This is a genomic window from Phytoactinopolyspora mesophila (genome assembly GCF_010122465.1).
Taxonomy (GTDB): Bacteria; Actinomycetota; Actinomycetes; order Jiangellales; family Jiangellaceae; genus Phytoactinopolyspora; species Phytoactinopolyspora mesophila.
The window spans coordinates 415776-430999 of the sequence record NZ_WLZY01000005.1; the positions used below are offsets into that span (position 1 = coordinate 415776).

The following is a 15224-nucleotide window of genomic DNA, read 5'->3' on the forward strand; positions in this document are numbered from 1 at the left end:
GGACGATCAGCCGGTGATGCGCAGGACGACGTCGGCGATGACAGCCGAGCCCAGGTAGGTGCCAGCCAGGACGAATACAGCCACCAGGAGCAGCTTCCATCCGGACTTCTTGACGACATCGATCTCCCGGCGGCTGACCGCCAGGCCCGCGTAGGCCAGGCAGGGCACGCTCAGGGCCAGGAAGTCGATCTCGGCGACGAGGTTCAGCACGGCTTGGTCCCACGGTGTGAACGGCAGTGTCGCGGCAATTCCGAGCAGCGAGATCCAGGCGACGCTGGGCAGGTAGAACGGCACGAATCGAGCGAGAAACAGCCCGCCGGCACAGAGGGCGTAGAGCCCGGCCATCCCGCCGAGTGCCTCCCATGGGGTCAGCTCGGTCGCGATCAGTTGCAGGGCCCAGCCGAGAATGCTGACCAGGGCAAGATCACGCAGTGTCGGGAGCACATCGATCTTCTCCCGGGAGATCCGAGTGGGGTTCACGGCAGCGTTGTCGGCGCTCATGGTCAGCCGTCCTTTCCAGCGACGGCCGCATCGGGCCGCGCCTTGTTATACAGCCGCTCCACGAGAGGCAGAGCGACGAACAGGCTGATGTACATGCCGGTGGCGTAGGTGAGCAGGTTGCTCGCACCGGCAAGGGCGAGAATCGTGTCGCCCATCTCGGGTAGTGACTCGCTGAGCGCGCCGGTGCACGAGGCCATCATCGAGCCGCTGCCGACCCCGCATGCCATGGCCAGCGCTTCCGGCTGGAACACGTCGAGCGACGCCAGCAGGGATGCCATGACGGCGAAGATGAGCGTGCCGAAGAGGGTCCCGACGACGTACACGCCCATGACACCGGTGCCCTCGGGGCTTTTGAGCCCGTAGCGATCCGCGACGATCGCGATGTTCGGTTCGCGCGCCACCGAGAATGTCGCGCCGATCGATTCGCGGCCCATCTTCAGCAACCACACGGCGATGGGAAAGGCCAGTGCCACGGTGCCGAGGTTGCCCAGCTCCTGAAGGAGCAGCGCCGGCCCGGCCTCGATGATCTCCTCGATCGCCGGACCGATGGTAGTGCCGAACTTGGCGATGAAGGGCATGATCGCGATGACGATGATGGGCGATGCCGCCTGCACCTCGCGCTGCCGGATGATCGCCGAAGCGCGACTGATCACGTTGGGGTTGAGCAGCACACCGAGAAGGAACGCGTACAGCAGTGGCAAGAGCAGGATCGCTCCGGTGCCCAGCGGAATCTGCTGGACACCGATGAACTGCGCGGCGATCACGATGACGAGCACGGCAACATGCAGCCGCCACATACTCACGGCGGAACGAACCGTGCGCATGGTGGCCTCCCTGGTTGGTTTCGGTAGCCGAACTGTTGTGGCAGGGACGCTACGCACGGCCAACACGTTGCACAAGGAGTCAATTGTGTGACCGGGGTGTTGCTTGATCAGCAACACCCGGGCTCTGATCCGCCAGCGAGTCGAGCTGATGTGCGCAGTGGTCGAGAAGCTGCCGTGTGATGTACGACGGCGTACGACCACGGCGCACCAGCAGTTGGGCGTGGACGTGGTCGTGGTCGTTCGTCGTCAGCGGGATGGCGCGGAGGAGGCCGCCGGCCAGTTGCTGTCCGACGGCGACGCGGGGAAGCAAGGTGATGCCGAGGCCGGAGAGAACGAAGTCCACAACCGCCTGGATCGAGCTGCTGACCATCCGGATGTCGAGCGAGACGCCATACATCCGCTGGATCTGATCGGTCAGCGTCCGGATTCCGAATCGCGCCGGCAGGACGGTGGCGGCTTGTCCGGCGAGTTCGCTCGGATCGATCCGCTGGTGATCCGCCAGGGGGTGGGCACGGGCGCAGATGACATGCAGGGGTTGCGGCGCCTGTTTGACAGCGGTCAGATCGGGGTGCGGTTTGGCGTGCAAGGCGAGCGCCAGATCTACGTCGTCGGCGAGTAGCAAATCACAGATCTCATCGGTACCGCCGGTGGTCAGTTCGACGGAGACACCAGGGTGCACCCCGAGAAAGGGAATCAGGCCACGTGTCATCAGATCGTCGACGAACCCTTCACCGGCGGCCAGCCGGACCCGCCCGCGACGCAGCCCGCGTAGGTCGTCAAGATTCTCGTGCAGGAGGTCTTCGAGGTGAGCCCGGTCGTTGGCGAACCGGGCCAGCAGGTCGCCGGCCTCGGTCGGCCGGATGCCGCGGGCACTACGCTCCAGCAGCGGAATACCGAGACGGCGCTCGAGCTCGGCGATCTTCCGGCTGACCGCCGACGGCGCCAGGCCGAGTTGACGGGCAGCGGCACGGATCGAGCCCGTGGCATAGACGGCCCGGTAGTACTGCAGCGTCCGGTCGTCGGGAGCCATACGTCGCAGCATAGGGGTTGTCGTGTGGCTATCCCGCGGATTCGGGTCCACCTGGCTGGCCCGTGAGTCAGCGAACAGCTCCGCCAAATTCAGTTGAGCGCCTCGTCTCGAGCGAGCATCCTTGGCAGGTGTTGATCCGCCGTGAAGGTCCTGCCGATGCCGACCTCATCCGATCGCTGCATACCGCCGCGTTCGCGAAGTTCGCCGAGCCTGGACGGGTGCCTGTCGAAGCGGGCCTGGTGGACGAGTTGCGCGCCGACCCGGGCTGGATTCCGGCCCTGTCCCTGGTCGCGGTCGAACACGGGAGCGAACAGATCGTCGGACACGTCGTCTGCACCCGGGCAACTGTCGGCAGTGCGCCGGTGCTGGGCCTCGGGCCTTTGGGTGTGCTGCCCGAATACCAGAAGCGCGGTGTCGGGGCGGCGCTGATGTACGCGGTGCTCGGTGCCGCGGACGCGCTCGATGAGACCGTCGTCGTCCTGCTCGGGCATACGGACTACTACCCGCGGTTCGGGTTCCGTCCAGCCGGCGGATACGGCATCGTCGCCCCTGATCCTCGATGGGGTGAGCACTTCCAGGCCCGCACCCTATCGGCGTACCATCCCGGGATCCGGGGACAGTTCACCTATGCCGAGCCGTTTCGGTCCCTGTGAAATGTCGCCACGCCGACGCCGACTGATCACCTCCGAGGCGAACAGACGCAATCCCGATACGACAAAGTCACGACGAACTCCTAAACTAACCCGCTGGCTGTCGTCGGAACGAGTTGAGGAGCCGGATGCGTCTGTGGATCTCGCCTGTCCTGGCGGTGATGCTGGCATTCGGCGTGGCAGCTTGTGGTTCGGACGACGAGTCGGCCGGCCTGGACGCCACAACTGGCGCCGAACAATCGCCTACCGACGACGAGTTGCCCCCGCCCAACGGCGACGAATCAGGAGCCGAGACTGATACGTCGGCCGACGACGAAGCCGCGGTGGAGCAGCTCTACGATCAGTTCTGGGATGCCGTGGTCTCAGCGGAGAACGGGCCGGATACCGATCCTGCACTCTTCGACGGAATCGGCACCGGTGCGATCGTCGAGATCTACGTGTCCCGTGCACGGGAGTGGGAGGACCTCGGCGTGCACCGCGACGGTGAACCGCAACTCGAAGACATCACCGTGGACGTCGACGGTGACGAGGCTCGGGTTGAAGCGTGTAAGGATGAAGCCGACTGGCAGATGATCGCGGATGGCGAGCCGGTGCCGCTCGAGGATCGGGAACCATCCGCGCATGTCGTGATTGCGGAACGCACGGGCGATGGTTGGTTGTTCACCGACGAGCTCGCATCGGATGAGGCCGTCATCTCATGCGGTTGATCACGTCCGGAACGGCGACCGTCTTCTGGCTCTCCCCTGTGTTGTGCTGGCAAGCCTACGGCGAGTTGATCTTCCTGGAGTTCACCGTCGATTTCAGCCCGCTCGGACTGTCTCTGGTGGATCTGGACACGTGGTTCTGGGTGGACGGGCCCGGCTCTGATCCCATCACCGGAACCTCCGCGGGCGGTGTGGTCGCTGTTGCGACGCCGCAGCACATCGAGCTTGACCCGGGCGACGGCGTGGTCCCTATGACGTGCGAGTGGACAGTGTCGGAGTCGGACGCTTGCACCCACGCCTACCAGCGTGCATCCGTCAACGGGCCGTTGACCTCCGATGGCGGCGATCCCGCGTACGAGGCGCGTGCGCGTCTGGTGTTCGGCATCCACTTCGAGTTCGGCGGCGACGTGCTGGAGTTGCCCGGCCTGCCGGACGAGTTCGTGACCGATTGGCAGTCGGGTGCCGTTCCGGTCGCCGAGGTGCAGGCGGTTGTCACCGACTGACAACCGTGTCGCGGTCCGGCGGATGGACAGGCGCGTCTTGCGTCGGTGAAGCGAGTCTTTACCACGGGTGGATCGAGTACACCTGAGCCGGGAAATCGCCGGAGCCTCGCGTGCCCGGAATTGGTTTGGCCAGCCGGTCGAGTCTGTCGAGGACCTCGGATCAGGCGTAGTTGGGCGTAGCGCCGGCTCGATAGCCGGAACCTGCCGCCGATCACCATGTGCCGTGGGTGTGTAAACCCACATGGTTGCCCATTCTGCGGCAGTTCTGGCGACGCGCATCTCTCTGAACAGTGATGATGGCCGCAAGGTTGTTTACTTAGTCTATATGTATTGACATATATACCTAGTCTGGTGAAGGGTAATGGAAACCCGCGCTTAACGATGTGGCGCTAGTGATGCGCCCCGGGCGTCGGGCGACACGACTTAGGAGGCCCGGATGAACCACACGCACAGTGTCAGGCGCCGAGCGTTCGACGGATGGCGAGGAAAAGTCGTCGTGGCAGTTGGTGCCGCGGCCTTGCTGGCGGCCTGCGCGCCGTCGTCGACTCCTCAGGCTTCGCAGGATGAACCACCTGCCGAAGACCCTGTCGTTCCGGTAGGAGACGAGGATTTCGACCTCGACGATCTGATCGCCGCCGCCCAGGAGGAAGGTGAGCTCACCGTCTACGACGGCACCGGGAAGATCGAGCAGATGGCTGCCGAGTTTCAGGAGAAGTACGGCATCACCACAGCGGGCATCAAGGTGGACAGCGCCGAGATGGCGGAGAAGATGACCAGGGAGGCGCAAGCCGGGAACGTGACGGCTGACGTGGCCGCGCTCAGTGATGTCCCGGCGGTGTCCGAACAGCTCGTCCCCCAGGGCATCGTCGAGAACTGGGTTCCGCCCGATCTGGCCGGACTGATCCCCGAGACCATGCACGATCCGCTGATCGTGATCACCGACCCCAGCTTGTACGCCTACAACACCGAGAAGCACGACACCTGCCCGGTCAGCAATGTCTGGGCACTCACCGACGAGGAGCTGCTGGGTGACGGCGGTTTCGTCATGCAAGATCCACTCGGCAAACCCGACTACGCCGACTGGTGGAATCAGCTGAGCGTGCATGGCGACGATCTGATGCGCCAGGCCTACGAGGATCTTTATGGCGAACCGCTGGAGACAAGCGAGCAGAGCGCGACCCATGAATGGATCAAGCGCCTCGCGGAGAGTGGGCCGCTTCTCACCAAGAGCAGCGAAGAGGCATCAGAGGCGGTGGGAGCGCAGGGCCAGTCGAATCCGCCTATGGGGTTGATGAGTTCGGCGAAGTTCCGCAACAACGACGACAAGGGCTATGTGCTGGGCGTGTGCGATGAGATCGAACCCTGGGTGGGCTTCGCGAAGCCGAAAGCGATCGTCATGGCGTCGGGCACGAGTAACCCCAACGCAGCCAAGCTGTTCATCCACTACGCCATGACCGCCGAGGGAATCAAGCCGCAGGTAGACGACGGCAAGCTCTCGGCGAACTCGGAGGTTCCACCGAGCGACGAAGATCCGAGTAACGCCGCTGAGCTGACCGATCGCATCTTCTTCTTCGACAACGCAACCGCCGCGGAGGACTGGGCCAACCGCCAGAACATGCACGACTTCTGGCGAGTGAATCGCCGGTAGCTCGACCTCGCATGACTTGGCATCTGGTGTCCCACTGACAAGGAAGGTAGCCCGTGGTTGCTCCGACACTGCGTCCGGACTCAGCGACGATCATGCCTCCGGAGCCGCCCAGAGGCAGATTCGGACGGACTCGATACCACCTGATCGTGGCGAGGCATGATCCCACCAAGCTGATCGGGGTCTTGCTGGCGATCATCTTCTTGTACCTCATCGTCGCGCCCATCGTCTCGATCATCTCCGACGCGTTCCGCGTCCACTTCGGAGATCACATCCATTCCGGACAGGACCCGGGCGAGTGGACCGGGTACTACCTCTGGCGGGTTTTCCGGTCGGATGTCAGCTCCATTCTGTTCTGGCAGCCATTCATGAACACGATCGTCGTCGCGGTCGGAACCACGCTCTTCGCGCTGGTGGTTGGTGGGACGATGGCGTGGCTGATCGCCCGGACCGACGTCGCCGGCCGGAGGTGGTTCTCCACGGCGCTGGTCGTCTCGTACATGGTGCCTTCGTGGACGTTCGCTCTGGCCTGGCTGACGATCTTCAAGAATCGGCGGATGGGCGGCCGGCAGGGCTTCCTCGAGACCATGGGTTTCGAGCCACCGGACTGGCTTGCCTACGGTGCGTTCCCGACCATCGTCGCACTCGGACTGCACTACTACCCGTTCGTGTTGCTGCTGTTCGGCAACGCATTGCGCAGGATGGACTCGCAGCTGGAGGACTCCGCCCGGGTGCTGGGGGCGCCACGGAGGACGATCGGCCGTCGCATCGTCCTGCCGCTGATGCTCCCGTCGCTGACGTCGGCTGTCCTGCTGATCTTCGCGAAGATCCTGGGCACGTTCGGGACGCCGTACATTCTCGGGCTGCCCGTCGACTATCAGGTGATGTCGACGTCGCTGTTCCAGAGTATCCAGAACCGGCAGAACGGCGTCGCAGCGGTCATCGCGGTAGTGATCATCGTGGTGGGCGTCCTGGTCATCGTCGTCGACTCGAGGATCCTGAAGGAGTACCGCCGTTTCGTGACGGTGGGCAGCAAGGGGTCCATGGACCGCCGCACCAAACTGCGGCGATGGCGGCTGCCCGCGTTCGGGCTCGTGTTGTCGGTCTTCGTGGTCAGCGTCGTGATTCCGCTGGGTGTTCTGTTCCTCTCGACCATTCAACGGATCCCGGGCCGATTCGAGTGGAGCAACTTCACGTTGCGGTACTGGATCGGGTCCGAGCTGGACAGCGTCGCATTCCCGCGCGGAGTTCTGGTCAGCGGGGAACTCTACGGAGCGGTGTGGAACAGCCTCCGCGTCGTCGGATTGGCGGCGATCTGCTGCGGAATTCTGGGTCTGCTGGTCGGTTACGTCGTGGTGCGCACGTCGGGCAGCCGGTTGTCTTCCATGCTGCGCCAGATATCGTTCCTGCCCTATCTCGTTCCAGGTGTGGCCTTCGCCGCCGCCTATCTCTCCCTCTTCGCGGTACAAAGAGGGCCGGTGCCGGCCCTTTATGGGACATTCACCATCCTCGTCATTGTCATGGTGATCGGCAATCTCCCATATTCCTCACGGGCCGGAATCTCGGCCATGATGCAGCTGGGGAGAGATCCCGAGGAAGCCGCGCAGGTGAGCGGGGCGGGATGGTGGCGACGAGTGACCCGAGTGGTCATGCCCATTCAAAAAGGGGCGCTGGTCACCGGCATCATCTTGCCGTTCATCTCCGGTCTGAAAGAACTCAGCACGGTCATCATGCTGGCCACTTCCGACACCCAGCTGCTGACCACGCTGTCGGTGAAGCTCGTCGATTTCGGCTACCTCCAGCTGGCCAACGCCGTCGTTCTCATCATCGCTCTCATGGCCTTTGTCGCCACTTATCTGGCGCAGCGACTCACCGGCAGCAATCTCGCCTCCGGACTTCAGGGATAGGAGACTCATGCCACAGATCACCCTGTCTGCGATCGACAAGTCGTACGAATCGGATCAGAAGTCGAAAGCAGTCGACAACTTGTATCTCGACATACCGGACGGCGCCTTCATGTGCCTGCTCGGCCCGTCCGGGTGCGGCAAAACCACCACGCTGCGCATGATTGCCGGACTCGAGCAGCCGACGGCGGGTGAGATCCGGGTGGACGACCGCGTTCTCGATGCGGTTTCCCAAGGAATCTTCATTCCCACCGAGAAACGTCAGATGGGCCTCGTATTCCAGAGCTATGCACTCTGGCCGCATTTGACCGTCGAGAAGAATGTCGACTTCGGATTGCGCATCCAGAAGGTGCCGGCCTCGGAGCGGGCGGCCCGGACCGACGAGGTCCTGGGCCAGCTCCGCATCGATCAGCTCAAGGACCGCTATCCCGCCCAGCTGTCCGGCGGGCAGCAGCAGCGGGTTGCGTTGGCGCGGATGCTGGCGGTGAATCCGTCCGTGCTGCTGCTGGACGAGCCGCTGTCGAATCTCGATGCCCGGCTGCGGCTGGAGATGCGCGCCGAGCTCAAGCGGATCCACGACAGATGGCGCACCACCATCGTCTTCGTCACCCATGACCAGTTGGAAGCGATGACGCTGGCCACCCAGGTCGCGGTGATGAACCAGGGCGTGTTGCAGCAACTCGGCTCACCGATGGCGATCTACGACCGGCCGGTGAACAGATTCGTGGCCGAGTTCGTCGGTAACCCACCGATGAACTACGTGGTGCGCGGCGAGTCCACGGCTCCGAAGGTTGCGGCCTCGCTGGCCGGTTACGCAGAAGCGCGAGGATCGCTGGAGGGCAAGGTCGGGGCCGTCGGCGTCCGCCCGGAGTCACTGCGGCTGGTGTCGTCCCCGGTTGACGTACCGGATGGCGCCTGGCACGCACCGGCCCGTCTCGAGGCGGTGTTGCCCACGGGGTCGAGCTGGACGGTCCAGTTGCGCGTACTCGACGGCACCTTCTACCTGACCTCCGCTGACCCGGTGAACTATGACATGGATAGCGACGTCACGTGCTGGACGCGCGCGACGGATCTGCATGTGTTCGACGATTCGGACCGGCGGATCGCCACGTACGACGATTCCGTCGCACGCCGCCGCGTCGAAGTCGGGAGCGGTGCGTGATGACAGAAATCGCAACTACACCGAAGGCGCTTCTGCTCGATTTCGGCGGCGTGGTGGTCGAGACCGCTCGTCGCCCGAGTTGGCAGTCGGAGCTGGCGGCCGAGGTACACCGGATGCTGGCGGCCACCGGCCGGGCCGACTTGACGGCTGAAGACATCGAGCTGGACATTCGCGCCGGGCGCGCCGCGCACGGAGGGTGGAAAGACGCGATGTCCCGGCCGTACACGCCGAGGGAGGCCACGCACCGCGAGTTCTGGTCCGACTACGTCGCGGCGGACTGGCCGGAGTCCGACCGCGTTCTGGTCGAGGTCCATGCTCAGCACCTGTGCCGGCGGATGGTGGAGTTGCAGGCCGAGCGGAAGCCGCGCCACGGCATTCACGAACTCCTTGCCTTCGCTCGCGACCGCGGCATCCTCGTCGGGATTGTCAGCAACGCCCTGGTCGGCGAGGTGCACCGGGAAGTGGTGCGCGAACTCGGTCTCGACGACTTCATCCAGGTCCAGGTGTATTCCGACGAGGTCGGCATCCGCAAACCGAACCCGCGGATCATCGGCCTCGCGTCCAGTGCGTTGTCCGTCGTTCCAGGCGACTCGTGGTACGTCGGCGACAACTACGACCGCGACGTCGTCTGCGGGCGACGGGCGGGGGCTGGCGCAACCGTCTTGATGATCGCCGAGGACACCTACGACCCGCCCTACCGGGTCAGGGACACACCGGACCTCACCGTCGAAGATCCGGCGGCGCTGCTCGCGGTCCTGCGACGGACCGGCTCATGAGGCCGGAAACGTCGCCGCAAAGCCCGGGGGAATCAGTACACATCAATCGCAACAAGGAAGGGAGAGACCCGCGATGACGGAAACGGATGGGTCAGCGCGCGCCAGATGGCGCCGTTCACCGGTAGCGGCCATGGCTGGTGCTGCGTCGCTGGCATTGCTGCTGGCAGGTGGCGCAATGAGCGAGTCCCCGGTATATGCGGGAACCGCTGCCGGTTCCTCCGGGGCGGAGCCGGCGGGGACGACGCAGACCGGCCAGCAAGGCTTCTACAGCACGAAGAAGCCCTACGAGCAGTTGGGCGGTCCCGAAGACTACGAACAACCTCCGGCCGGCTTCGAACCGGTCTTCGTCCAGCACGTCGCCCGACACGGCTCGCGGCTGCTGTCGAGCCGGAAATACGACGACCTGACTCTGCAGCTGTGGGAGGCGGCACGCGGCGAACAGGCGCTCACTCCGCTCGGTGCTCGGCTGGGTGGCGAGGTGCGGCGCCTGATGCGGCTGCACGAGCGCCTCGGATACGGCAACCTCAGCGAACTCGGCGCCCAAGAACACGAGGAGATGGCCCAGCGCGTGTACGAACGCCTACCCGGCCTCTTCGAGCACGCCCTGGACCACGGCGACCGTATTGGGATCGTCACCTCTGGCAAAGACCGCGCGGTCGATAGTGGAGTGAATTTCGCCGACGGGCTGGTCAAGGCCGACCCGGCGCTGGCGGAGATCATCGACGAACCAGTGGCCGACGAGGACGTGCTGTACTTCCACAAGTCCGATGCGAATCAGGACTACCAGGACTACAAGGACAACGATCCACGCCTGCTGGCCGTCCTGGACGAAGTAGCGGCCGAACCGCAGATTCACGCGGCGGCACGGCGCATGCTGGAGCGGCTGTACACGGTGGAGTTCGTCGACCGGCTGGAGGCAGGTGAGTTCGATTTCGTCGATGGCGGCAAAGGTGAGACCCACCTGAACGACATCGCGAGCGCCGCCGACTATCTCTACAACCTGTACATCATTGCGCCCAACATTGCGGCCGAGGGGAACTGGCGCTTCGATCAGTACGTCACCCGCGAAGACGCCGAGACGATGGCCTACTTCGCTGACGCGCAGCAGTTCTATGAGAAGGGCCCGGCCTTCGCCGGCGACGACATCACCTATCGGATGGCCGATGTGCTGCTCGACGATTTCTTCGCCTCCATCGAGGACCGAACCAGCGGAGACGGCGATCACGCAGCGGTTTTCCGATTCGCGCACGCGGAGCAGATCATGCCGTTCGCGGCGCTGATCGAGCTTCCCGGTAGCACTCAGGAGATGCCGGAAGGGGAGTTGTTCACGTATGAGAACAACCCGTGGCGTGGCGATCAGGTGTCCCCGATGGGCGCGAACATCCAGTGGGATGTCTTCGCCGACGCCGACGGCGAACACCTGGTTCGGATGCTCTACAACGAAGAGGAGGTGGCTTTCCGGGTCGGCTGTGAGCCGTACACGGACGGCAGCGCCTTCTACGACGTGGCTGAACTGAAACGTTGCCTTGGTGATGATCGCTAGCGATCCACGAGCGTCGTCTCGTAGGAGTATCGGGATGCACGATAGGAGTCGAATGCGTACTCGACCGCCTGGCCGACGTCACCGAACGTGGTGCGGGTCATGGTCAGCAGCGGGGCGCCGCGGTTCTCGTCGAGTAGTCGCGACTCCGCGGTGGTGGCGGGCGTGGCGCCGATCTGCTGCGAGGCGACCCGGAGATGGACGCCGTTGGCCCGCAGGAGCTGGTAAAGGCCATGCTGTTCCAGCTGTTCCGTGGTCAGGAAGGCGGCGAGTTCCTCGGGCAGCCAGTTGCGCAGGATGGCCAGCGGTCCGTCCTGGGTGCCACGAAGCCGCTCGATGGCGAGTACGTTGCTGCCTTCCGGCACGCCCAGGGCGGCGGCGGCTTCGGGTGGGGCGGGCTCCAGGGCGAGCTTCAGCACCTTGGTGCTGGGGGTGCGGCCGGCCTTGACGAGATCGTCGTAGAGGCTGGTGAGCTTGGCCGCGCGTTTGACCTGGCCATGGACCACCTGAGTGCCTACCCCGCGCTTGCGGACGAGCAGACCTTTGTCCACCAGGTGCTGGATGGCACGCCGGATGGTCAGACGCGACAGGTTGAGTTGCTCGGCCAGGAGGAGTTCGTTCTCCAGGCGCGTGCCAGGTTGGAGTGTGCCGTCCGCGATGGCCGCCTCGATCTGGCGCGCGATCTGGAAGTAGAGGGGAACAGGGGCGGAACGGTCAAGGTCGAGAGAGAGCTTCATGACGGCGTTTCCATGGCTTGATTGGGGGCTTCTCGACGGTATTCGACCATCGCTCAAGCCGACCTGATTTGTTCAGACAACATATCATAGTGAGTTGATTCGCCAGGGCTCATGGGGATGACCTGTCTATACAAACTATTGGCCGGTTGAACATACAAATCTGTTGTAACGCGGGTGGCGACGGCTATGCCTGGTGCCACGACAAAGGAGATGCTCGTGACTGAACTTCGTGACCTATCACGCCGGCTGAGCGAGGTAGCCGGACAAGCGGCTCAAACCGTCGGTGATCAGCTGCGCACCGCTTTCCGGCAAGCGATGGAGGTCGACTACAAGCGGGACAACCACGATCTCGTCACGAGATACGACCGTCTCGCCGAGGACCGGATCCGGGAGGCAATCCTCGAACAGGTGCCGGACAGCGTCGTCGTGGGAGAGGAGCGCGGCGCCGAAGGGAGTGGTGACGTGCGATGGTACGTCGACCCGATCGACGGCACCGCGAATTTCGTCTCCGGGTTCGCCTTCTTCTGCACGTCGATCGGGGCGGTAGTCGACGATCGTGTGGTGGCCGGGGCGGTGTTCGATCCGATCGCGAACAACCTCTTCGCCGCCGATCTCACCGGCGCATATTGCAATGGTGAGAAGATCATCTCCACGGGCACGGCCGATGAATCCCATGCTGTGCTGATCACCAGCTATCCCACGGCGCGTGATCTCGATCGTGATGGTCCGGTGTCTCTCGAGCGCCTCGGCGAGCTGATCGACACATATAGCTCGTTGCGCCGTCCGGGCAGTGCTGCGTTGACGCTGTCTCACGTCGCGGCCGGATGGGTGGACGCCGCCTTCGGCACCACGGTGAACCCCTGGGACGTGAGTGCCGGCATACTCCTGGTCGAGCAGGCCGGTGGACTCTATCGGCCGTTGGGCGCGGATCAGGCAACGCCCGCCTGGGCGGCGCCGGCGTACGTCGCGAGCACCGGTTCCCTGGAGCCGAAGGTCCTGGACCGGATCGTCACGGCGTTCGAGCAAGGATTGCCGCCTCAGGGTTGAGACCGCGGCTGGGGCGCGTACCCTCATGCGGGCGGACCGTGTTCACCGTGCGTGCGGCTTGCCGGGGCCGATGTTCGTGGCGAGGCCCCGTGGGCAGCAACGTTGTGGAGTCACGCATGAGCAGACTCCTGATCGCGGAGGAAGCAAACTCGGCGGCGAGCGTTTCGTCACGGTTCGCGGGAACGGCTACCGCGGGTCCGGTGCCGAGCTCCAACGCCGTGATGGCGCCGATCGCAATCCACTTCCACCACCTGGGTCAACCAGGCAGCGAGGAGCTAGCGCGGGCGACATGTGCGGACGACCTCGGCGGGAGCGACGGCGAGGCGGAAGGCAGGATGGTGCCATGACTGCCGACCAGAGCACCGGGCCCTCCGACACTCTTCGCAAGATCGCCGACGACTATTGGGAGGGCGTGCTCGAAGCCGGTCCCATCTATGCGTCGTTCCTTGGTGAGCACCGCTTCGACGACCGTGCGGACGACCTCTCCGCCGAAGCTGAACAAGAGAAGCGCCGGCGCTGGTCCAAGTTGCGCGAGCGCGTCGCCGCGGTCGACGAAGCCGATCTCGGCGAGACCGACACGGTCACGCGTGACCTGTTGCTCGGCGAACTGGACGAAGGTATTCGGGGCATCGACCTGCGCTTGACCGAGCTGACCTGGGATCAGATGCAGGGGGCGCACGCCGAGCTCCTGATCGGTGGTGGGCAGCTCCAGGCGCCGGAGCCGGAATTCGCCCGGATGGCGGTGACCCGGATCAGCGGCATGGCCCGGATGCTCGATCAAGCCGCGCAGCGGTATCGCGAAGGTGTGGCGGCCGGACGCACGCCGGCTCGGATCAACGTCTCTCGATCTCGCAACCAGGTGGAGAACTATCTGGAGTCGGCGCTAGACCAAGATCCGTTCGTGAACATCAAAGGACCTGGCGGCTGGGAAGGCGAGCAGGCCTGGCGGGCTGAACTCGCCTCGAAGGTGCAGGACGTCCTGAGGCCCGCCTTCGCCCGGTTACGCGACACGTTCGCCGACGAACTCGAGCCGATCGCCCGCCCGGACGAGCGACCCGGGCTGGCACACCTTCCGGACGGCGAGGAGCTCTACCATGCGCTGATCCAGCAGCACACCGGCCTCCAGTTCTCGGCTGACGAGTTGCACGAGATCGGTTTGGAGCAAGTCACCCGATCACTGCGCGACGAGTTCGCCGAGGTCGGGGCCCGCGCATTCGGTATCACGGATGTGCCGGAGATCTTCGACCGGCTCCTCAATGACAAGAGCCTGCGTTATCGCTCGGCCGAGGAGATCCTCGAGCACGCGCGCCGATGCCTGGACAAAGGCACCGCGGCGATGGGGGGCTGGTTCGGTCTCTTGCCGAAAGCCTCGTGCGAGCTCGTGCCGGTGCCGGACTACCTGGCCGCGGATGTCCCGCCCGCCTACTACATGCCTCCCGCTGCTGACGGCAGCCGGCCGGGCAGCTATTACGTGAACCTGAACGAGCCGGCCGACCGGGGCCGGCACCAGACGGCGTCCATCGCGTACCACGAATCCATCCCCGGGCATCATCTGCAGATCGCCATCGCCACCGAGCGTACCGACCTGCCGGCCTTTCGCCGGCTGTCGTTGGGGCACAACGCCTACATCGAGGGCTGGGGTCTCTACGCGGAGCGGCTCGCCGAAGACATGGGCCTCTACGACGACGACCTCGATCGGCTGGGGATGCTGGCGTCGGACGCATGGCGGGCCTGCCGGCTCGTCGTCGATACCGGCCTGCATGCGCGCGGGTGGACGCGGCAGCAAGCGATCGACTTCCTGGCCGAGTACGCTCCGATCGACCTCGACACCATCACGGTGGAAGTCGACCGTTACATCGGCATGCCGGGCCAGGCGCTTTCCTACAAGGTGGGTCAGCGCGAGATCCTCGAACTGCGGGCTCAGGCGCAGGCGGCTTTGGGTGGGCGGTTCGATTTCAAGGGCTTCCACGACGTGGTGTTGGGCGCGGCCACCGTCAGTCTGCCGGTGCTGCGCCGGCGGGTCGGCAGTTGGATCGCTGAACTGAGCTAGCCGCTTCCGTACTCCTCAGCCTTTCCCCATCCCTCAGCCCGCTCCTACCCTTTAGCACCCACACTTTTCCCGGTGATCGTCAGTGGGTTGTGGTGGGGGGGGTGGGGGGGGCCACCGGGGGTGTGGGGGGCCAACGCCACCCACCCCACAC

General features: G+C 64.7%; 15 protein-coding genes. 11 read left to right on the forward strand and 4 right to left on the reverse strand.

Annotated features, from left to right (window positions below):
* Positions 1–6: 6 nt before the first annotated feature.
* The 3 genes from F7O44_RS16680 to F7O44_RS16690 form a co-directional block, all read right to left on the reverse strand.
* Complete coding sequence (locus F7O44_RS16680) at positions 7–501, reverse strand: hypothetical protein (RefSeq protein ID WP_162451389.1); 495 nt, start codon at positions 499–501, stop codon at positions 7–9.
* 2 nt (positions 502–503) lie between these two features.
* Positions 504–1325 carry a DUF3100 domain-containing protein gene (locus F7O44_RS16685; RefSeq protein WP_162451390.1) on the reverse strand — a complete coding sequence of 274 codons (822 nt, stop codon included), beginning with the start codon at positions 1323–1325 and terminating at the stop codon, positions 504–506.
* Positions 1326–1404: 79 nt separating this feature from the next.
* Positions 1405–2355, reverse strand: a complete 951-nt coding sequence (locus F7O44_RS16690) for a LysR family transcriptional regulator (RefSeq protein ID WP_162451391.1) — start codon at positions 2353–2355, stop codon at positions 1405–1407.
* Positions 2356–2483: 128 nt separating this feature from the next.
* Between F7O44_RS16690 and F7O44_RS16695 the strand changes: the two genes are divergently transcribed.
* From F7O44_RS16695 to F7O44_RS16730, 8 genes are all read left to right on the forward strand, one after another.
* Positions 2484–3008: a GNAT family N-acetyltransferase gene (locus F7O44_RS16695; RefSeq protein WP_162451392.1), complete on the forward strand. Its 525-nt coding sequence runs from the start codon at positions 2484–2486 to the stop codon at positions 3006–3008.
* A gap of 125 nt (positions 3009–3133) precedes the next feature.
* A complete protein-coding gene (locus tag F7O44_RS16700; RefSeq protein ID WP_162451393.1) occupies positions 3134–3712 on the forward strand; it encodes a hypothetical protein in 579 nt (192 codons plus the stop codon).
* Complete coding sequence (locus F7O44_RS16705; RefSeq protein ID WP_162451394.1) at positions 3703–4212, forward strand: SRPBCC family protein; 510 nt, start codon at positions 3703–3705, stop codon at positions 4210–4212. Before F7O44_RS16700 ends, F7O44_RS16705 begins: the two co-directional genes overlap by 10 nt.
* Before the next feature lie 436 nt (positions 4213–4648).
* Entirely contained in the window at positions 4649–5860 is a 1212-nt protein-coding gene (locus F7O44_RS16710) for an ABC transporter substrate-binding protein (protein ID WP_162451395.1), read from the forward strand.
* A 92-nt stretch (positions 5861–5952) separates the two neighbouring features.
* Positions 5953–7764: an ABC transporter permease subunit gene (locus F7O44_RS16715; protein WP_162451498.1), complete on the forward strand. Its 1812-nt coding sequence runs from the start codon at positions 5953–5955 to the stop codon at positions 7762–7764.
* Positions 7765–7771: 7 nt separating this feature from the next.
* On the forward strand, positions 7772–8923 hold the full coding sequence (locus tag F7O44_RS16720; RefSeq protein WP_162451396.1) for an ABC transporter ATP-binding protein: 1152 nt from the start codon (positions 7772–7774) through the stop codon (positions 8921–8923).
* Positions 8923–9699 (forward strand): HAD family hydrolase, encoded by a 777-nt coding sequence (locus F7O44_RS16725; RefSeq protein WP_162451397.1) that lies wholly within the window; start codon positions 8923–8925, stop codon positions 9697–9699. Before F7O44_RS16720 ends, F7O44_RS16725 begins: the two co-directional genes overlap by 1 nt.
* A 73-nt stretch (positions 9700–9772) precedes the next feature.
* Positions 9773–11242, forward strand: a complete 1470-nt coding sequence (locus F7O44_RS16730) for a histidine-type phosphatase (RefSeq protein WP_162451398.1) — start codon at positions 9773–9775, stop codon at positions 11240–11242.
* Here F7O44_RS16730 and F7O44_RS16735 read toward each other — a convergent pair.
* Positions 11239–11976 carry a GntR family transcriptional regulator gene (locus F7O44_RS16735; protein ID WP_162451399.1) on the reverse strand — a complete coding sequence of 246 codons (738 nt, stop codon included), beginning with the start codon at positions 11974–11976 and terminating at the stop codon, positions 11239–11241. The genes F7O44_RS16730 and F7O44_RS16735 overlap by 4 nt on opposite strands.
* A gap of 210 nt (positions 11977–12186) precedes the next feature.
* On the opposite strand from F7O44_RS16735, the gene F7O44_RS16740 reads away from it, so the two are divergent.
* The 3 genes from F7O44_RS16740 (at position 12187) to F7O44_RS16750 (ending at position 15073) form a co-directional block, all read left to right on the forward strand.
* Entirely contained in the window at positions 12187–13023 is an 837-nt protein-coding gene (locus F7O44_RS16740; RefSeq protein WP_246221121.1) for an inositol monophosphatase family protein, read from the forward strand.
* A 116-nt stretch (positions 13024–13139) separates the two neighbouring features.
* On the forward strand, positions 13140–13370 hold the full coding sequence (locus F7O44_RS16745) for a hypothetical protein (RefSeq protein ID WP_162451401.1): 231 nt from the start codon (positions 13140–13142) through the stop codon (positions 13368–13370).
* A complete protein-coding gene (locus tag F7O44_RS16750; RefSeq protein WP_162451402.1) occupies positions 13367–15073 on the forward strand; it encodes a DUF885 domain-containing protein in 1707 nt (568 codons plus the stop codon). The genes F7O44_RS16745 and F7O44_RS16750 overlap by 4 nt, the downstream gene beginning before the upstream one ends.
* The last annotated feature ends 151 nt before the right edge of the window (positions 15074–15224 follow it).

Coding starts and splice junctions, on each gene's coding strand:
- F7O44_RS16740 (WP_246221121.1), top strand. CDS start 12,187: ATGCTCGTGACTGAACTTCGTGACCTATCACGCCGGCTGAGCGAGGTA.
- F7O44_RS16735 (WP_162451399.1), bottom strand. CDS start 11,976: ATGAAGCTCTCTCTCGACCTTGACCGTTCCGCCCCTGTTCCCCTCTAC.
- F7O44_RS16745 (WP_162451401.1), top strand. CDS start 13,140: ATGAGCAGACTCCTGATCGCGGAGGAAGCAAACTCGGCGGCGAGCGTT.
- F7O44_RS16680 (WP_162451389.1), bottom strand. CDS start 501: ATGAGCGCCGACAACGCTGCCGTGAACCCCACTCGGATCTCCCGGGAG.
- F7O44_RS16685 (WP_162451390.1), bottom strand. CDS start 1,325: ATGCGCACGGTTCGTTCCGCCGTGAGTATGTGGCGGCTGCATGTTGCC.
- F7O44_RS16705 (WP_162451394.1), top strand. CDS start 3,703: ATGCGGTTGATCACGTCCGGAACGGCGACCGTCTTCTGGCTCTCCCCT.
- F7O44_RS16690 (WP_162451391.1), bottom strand. CDS start 2,355: ATGGCTCCCGACGACCGGACGCTGCAGTACTACCGGGCCGTCTATGCC.
- F7O44_RS16715 (WP_162451498.1), top strand. CDS start 5,953: ATGCCTCCGGAGCCGCCCAGAGGCAGATTCGGACGGACTCGATACCAC.
- F7O44_RS16700 (WP_162451393.1), top strand. CDS start 3,134: ATGCGTCTGTGGATCTCGCCTGTCCTGGCGGTGATGCTGGCATTCGGC.
- F7O44_RS16750 (WP_162451402.1), top strand. CDS start 13,367: ATGACTGCCGACCAGAGCACCGGGCCCTCCGACACTCTTCGCAAGATC.
- F7O44_RS16725 (WP_162451397.1), top strand. CDS start 8,923: ATGACAGAAATCGCAACTACACCGAAGGCGCTTCTGCTCGATTTCGGC.
- F7O44_RS16710 (WP_162451395.1), top strand. CDS start 4,649: ATGAACCACACGCACAGTGTCAGGCGCCGAGCGTTCGACGGATGGCGA.
- F7O44_RS16730 (WP_162451398.1), top strand. CDS start 9,773: ATGACGGAAACGGATGGGTCAGCGCGCGCCAGATGGCGCCGTTCACCG.
- F7O44_RS16720 (WP_162451396.1), top strand. CDS start 7,772: ATGCCACAGATCACCCTGTCTGCGATCGACAAGTCGTACGAATCGGAT.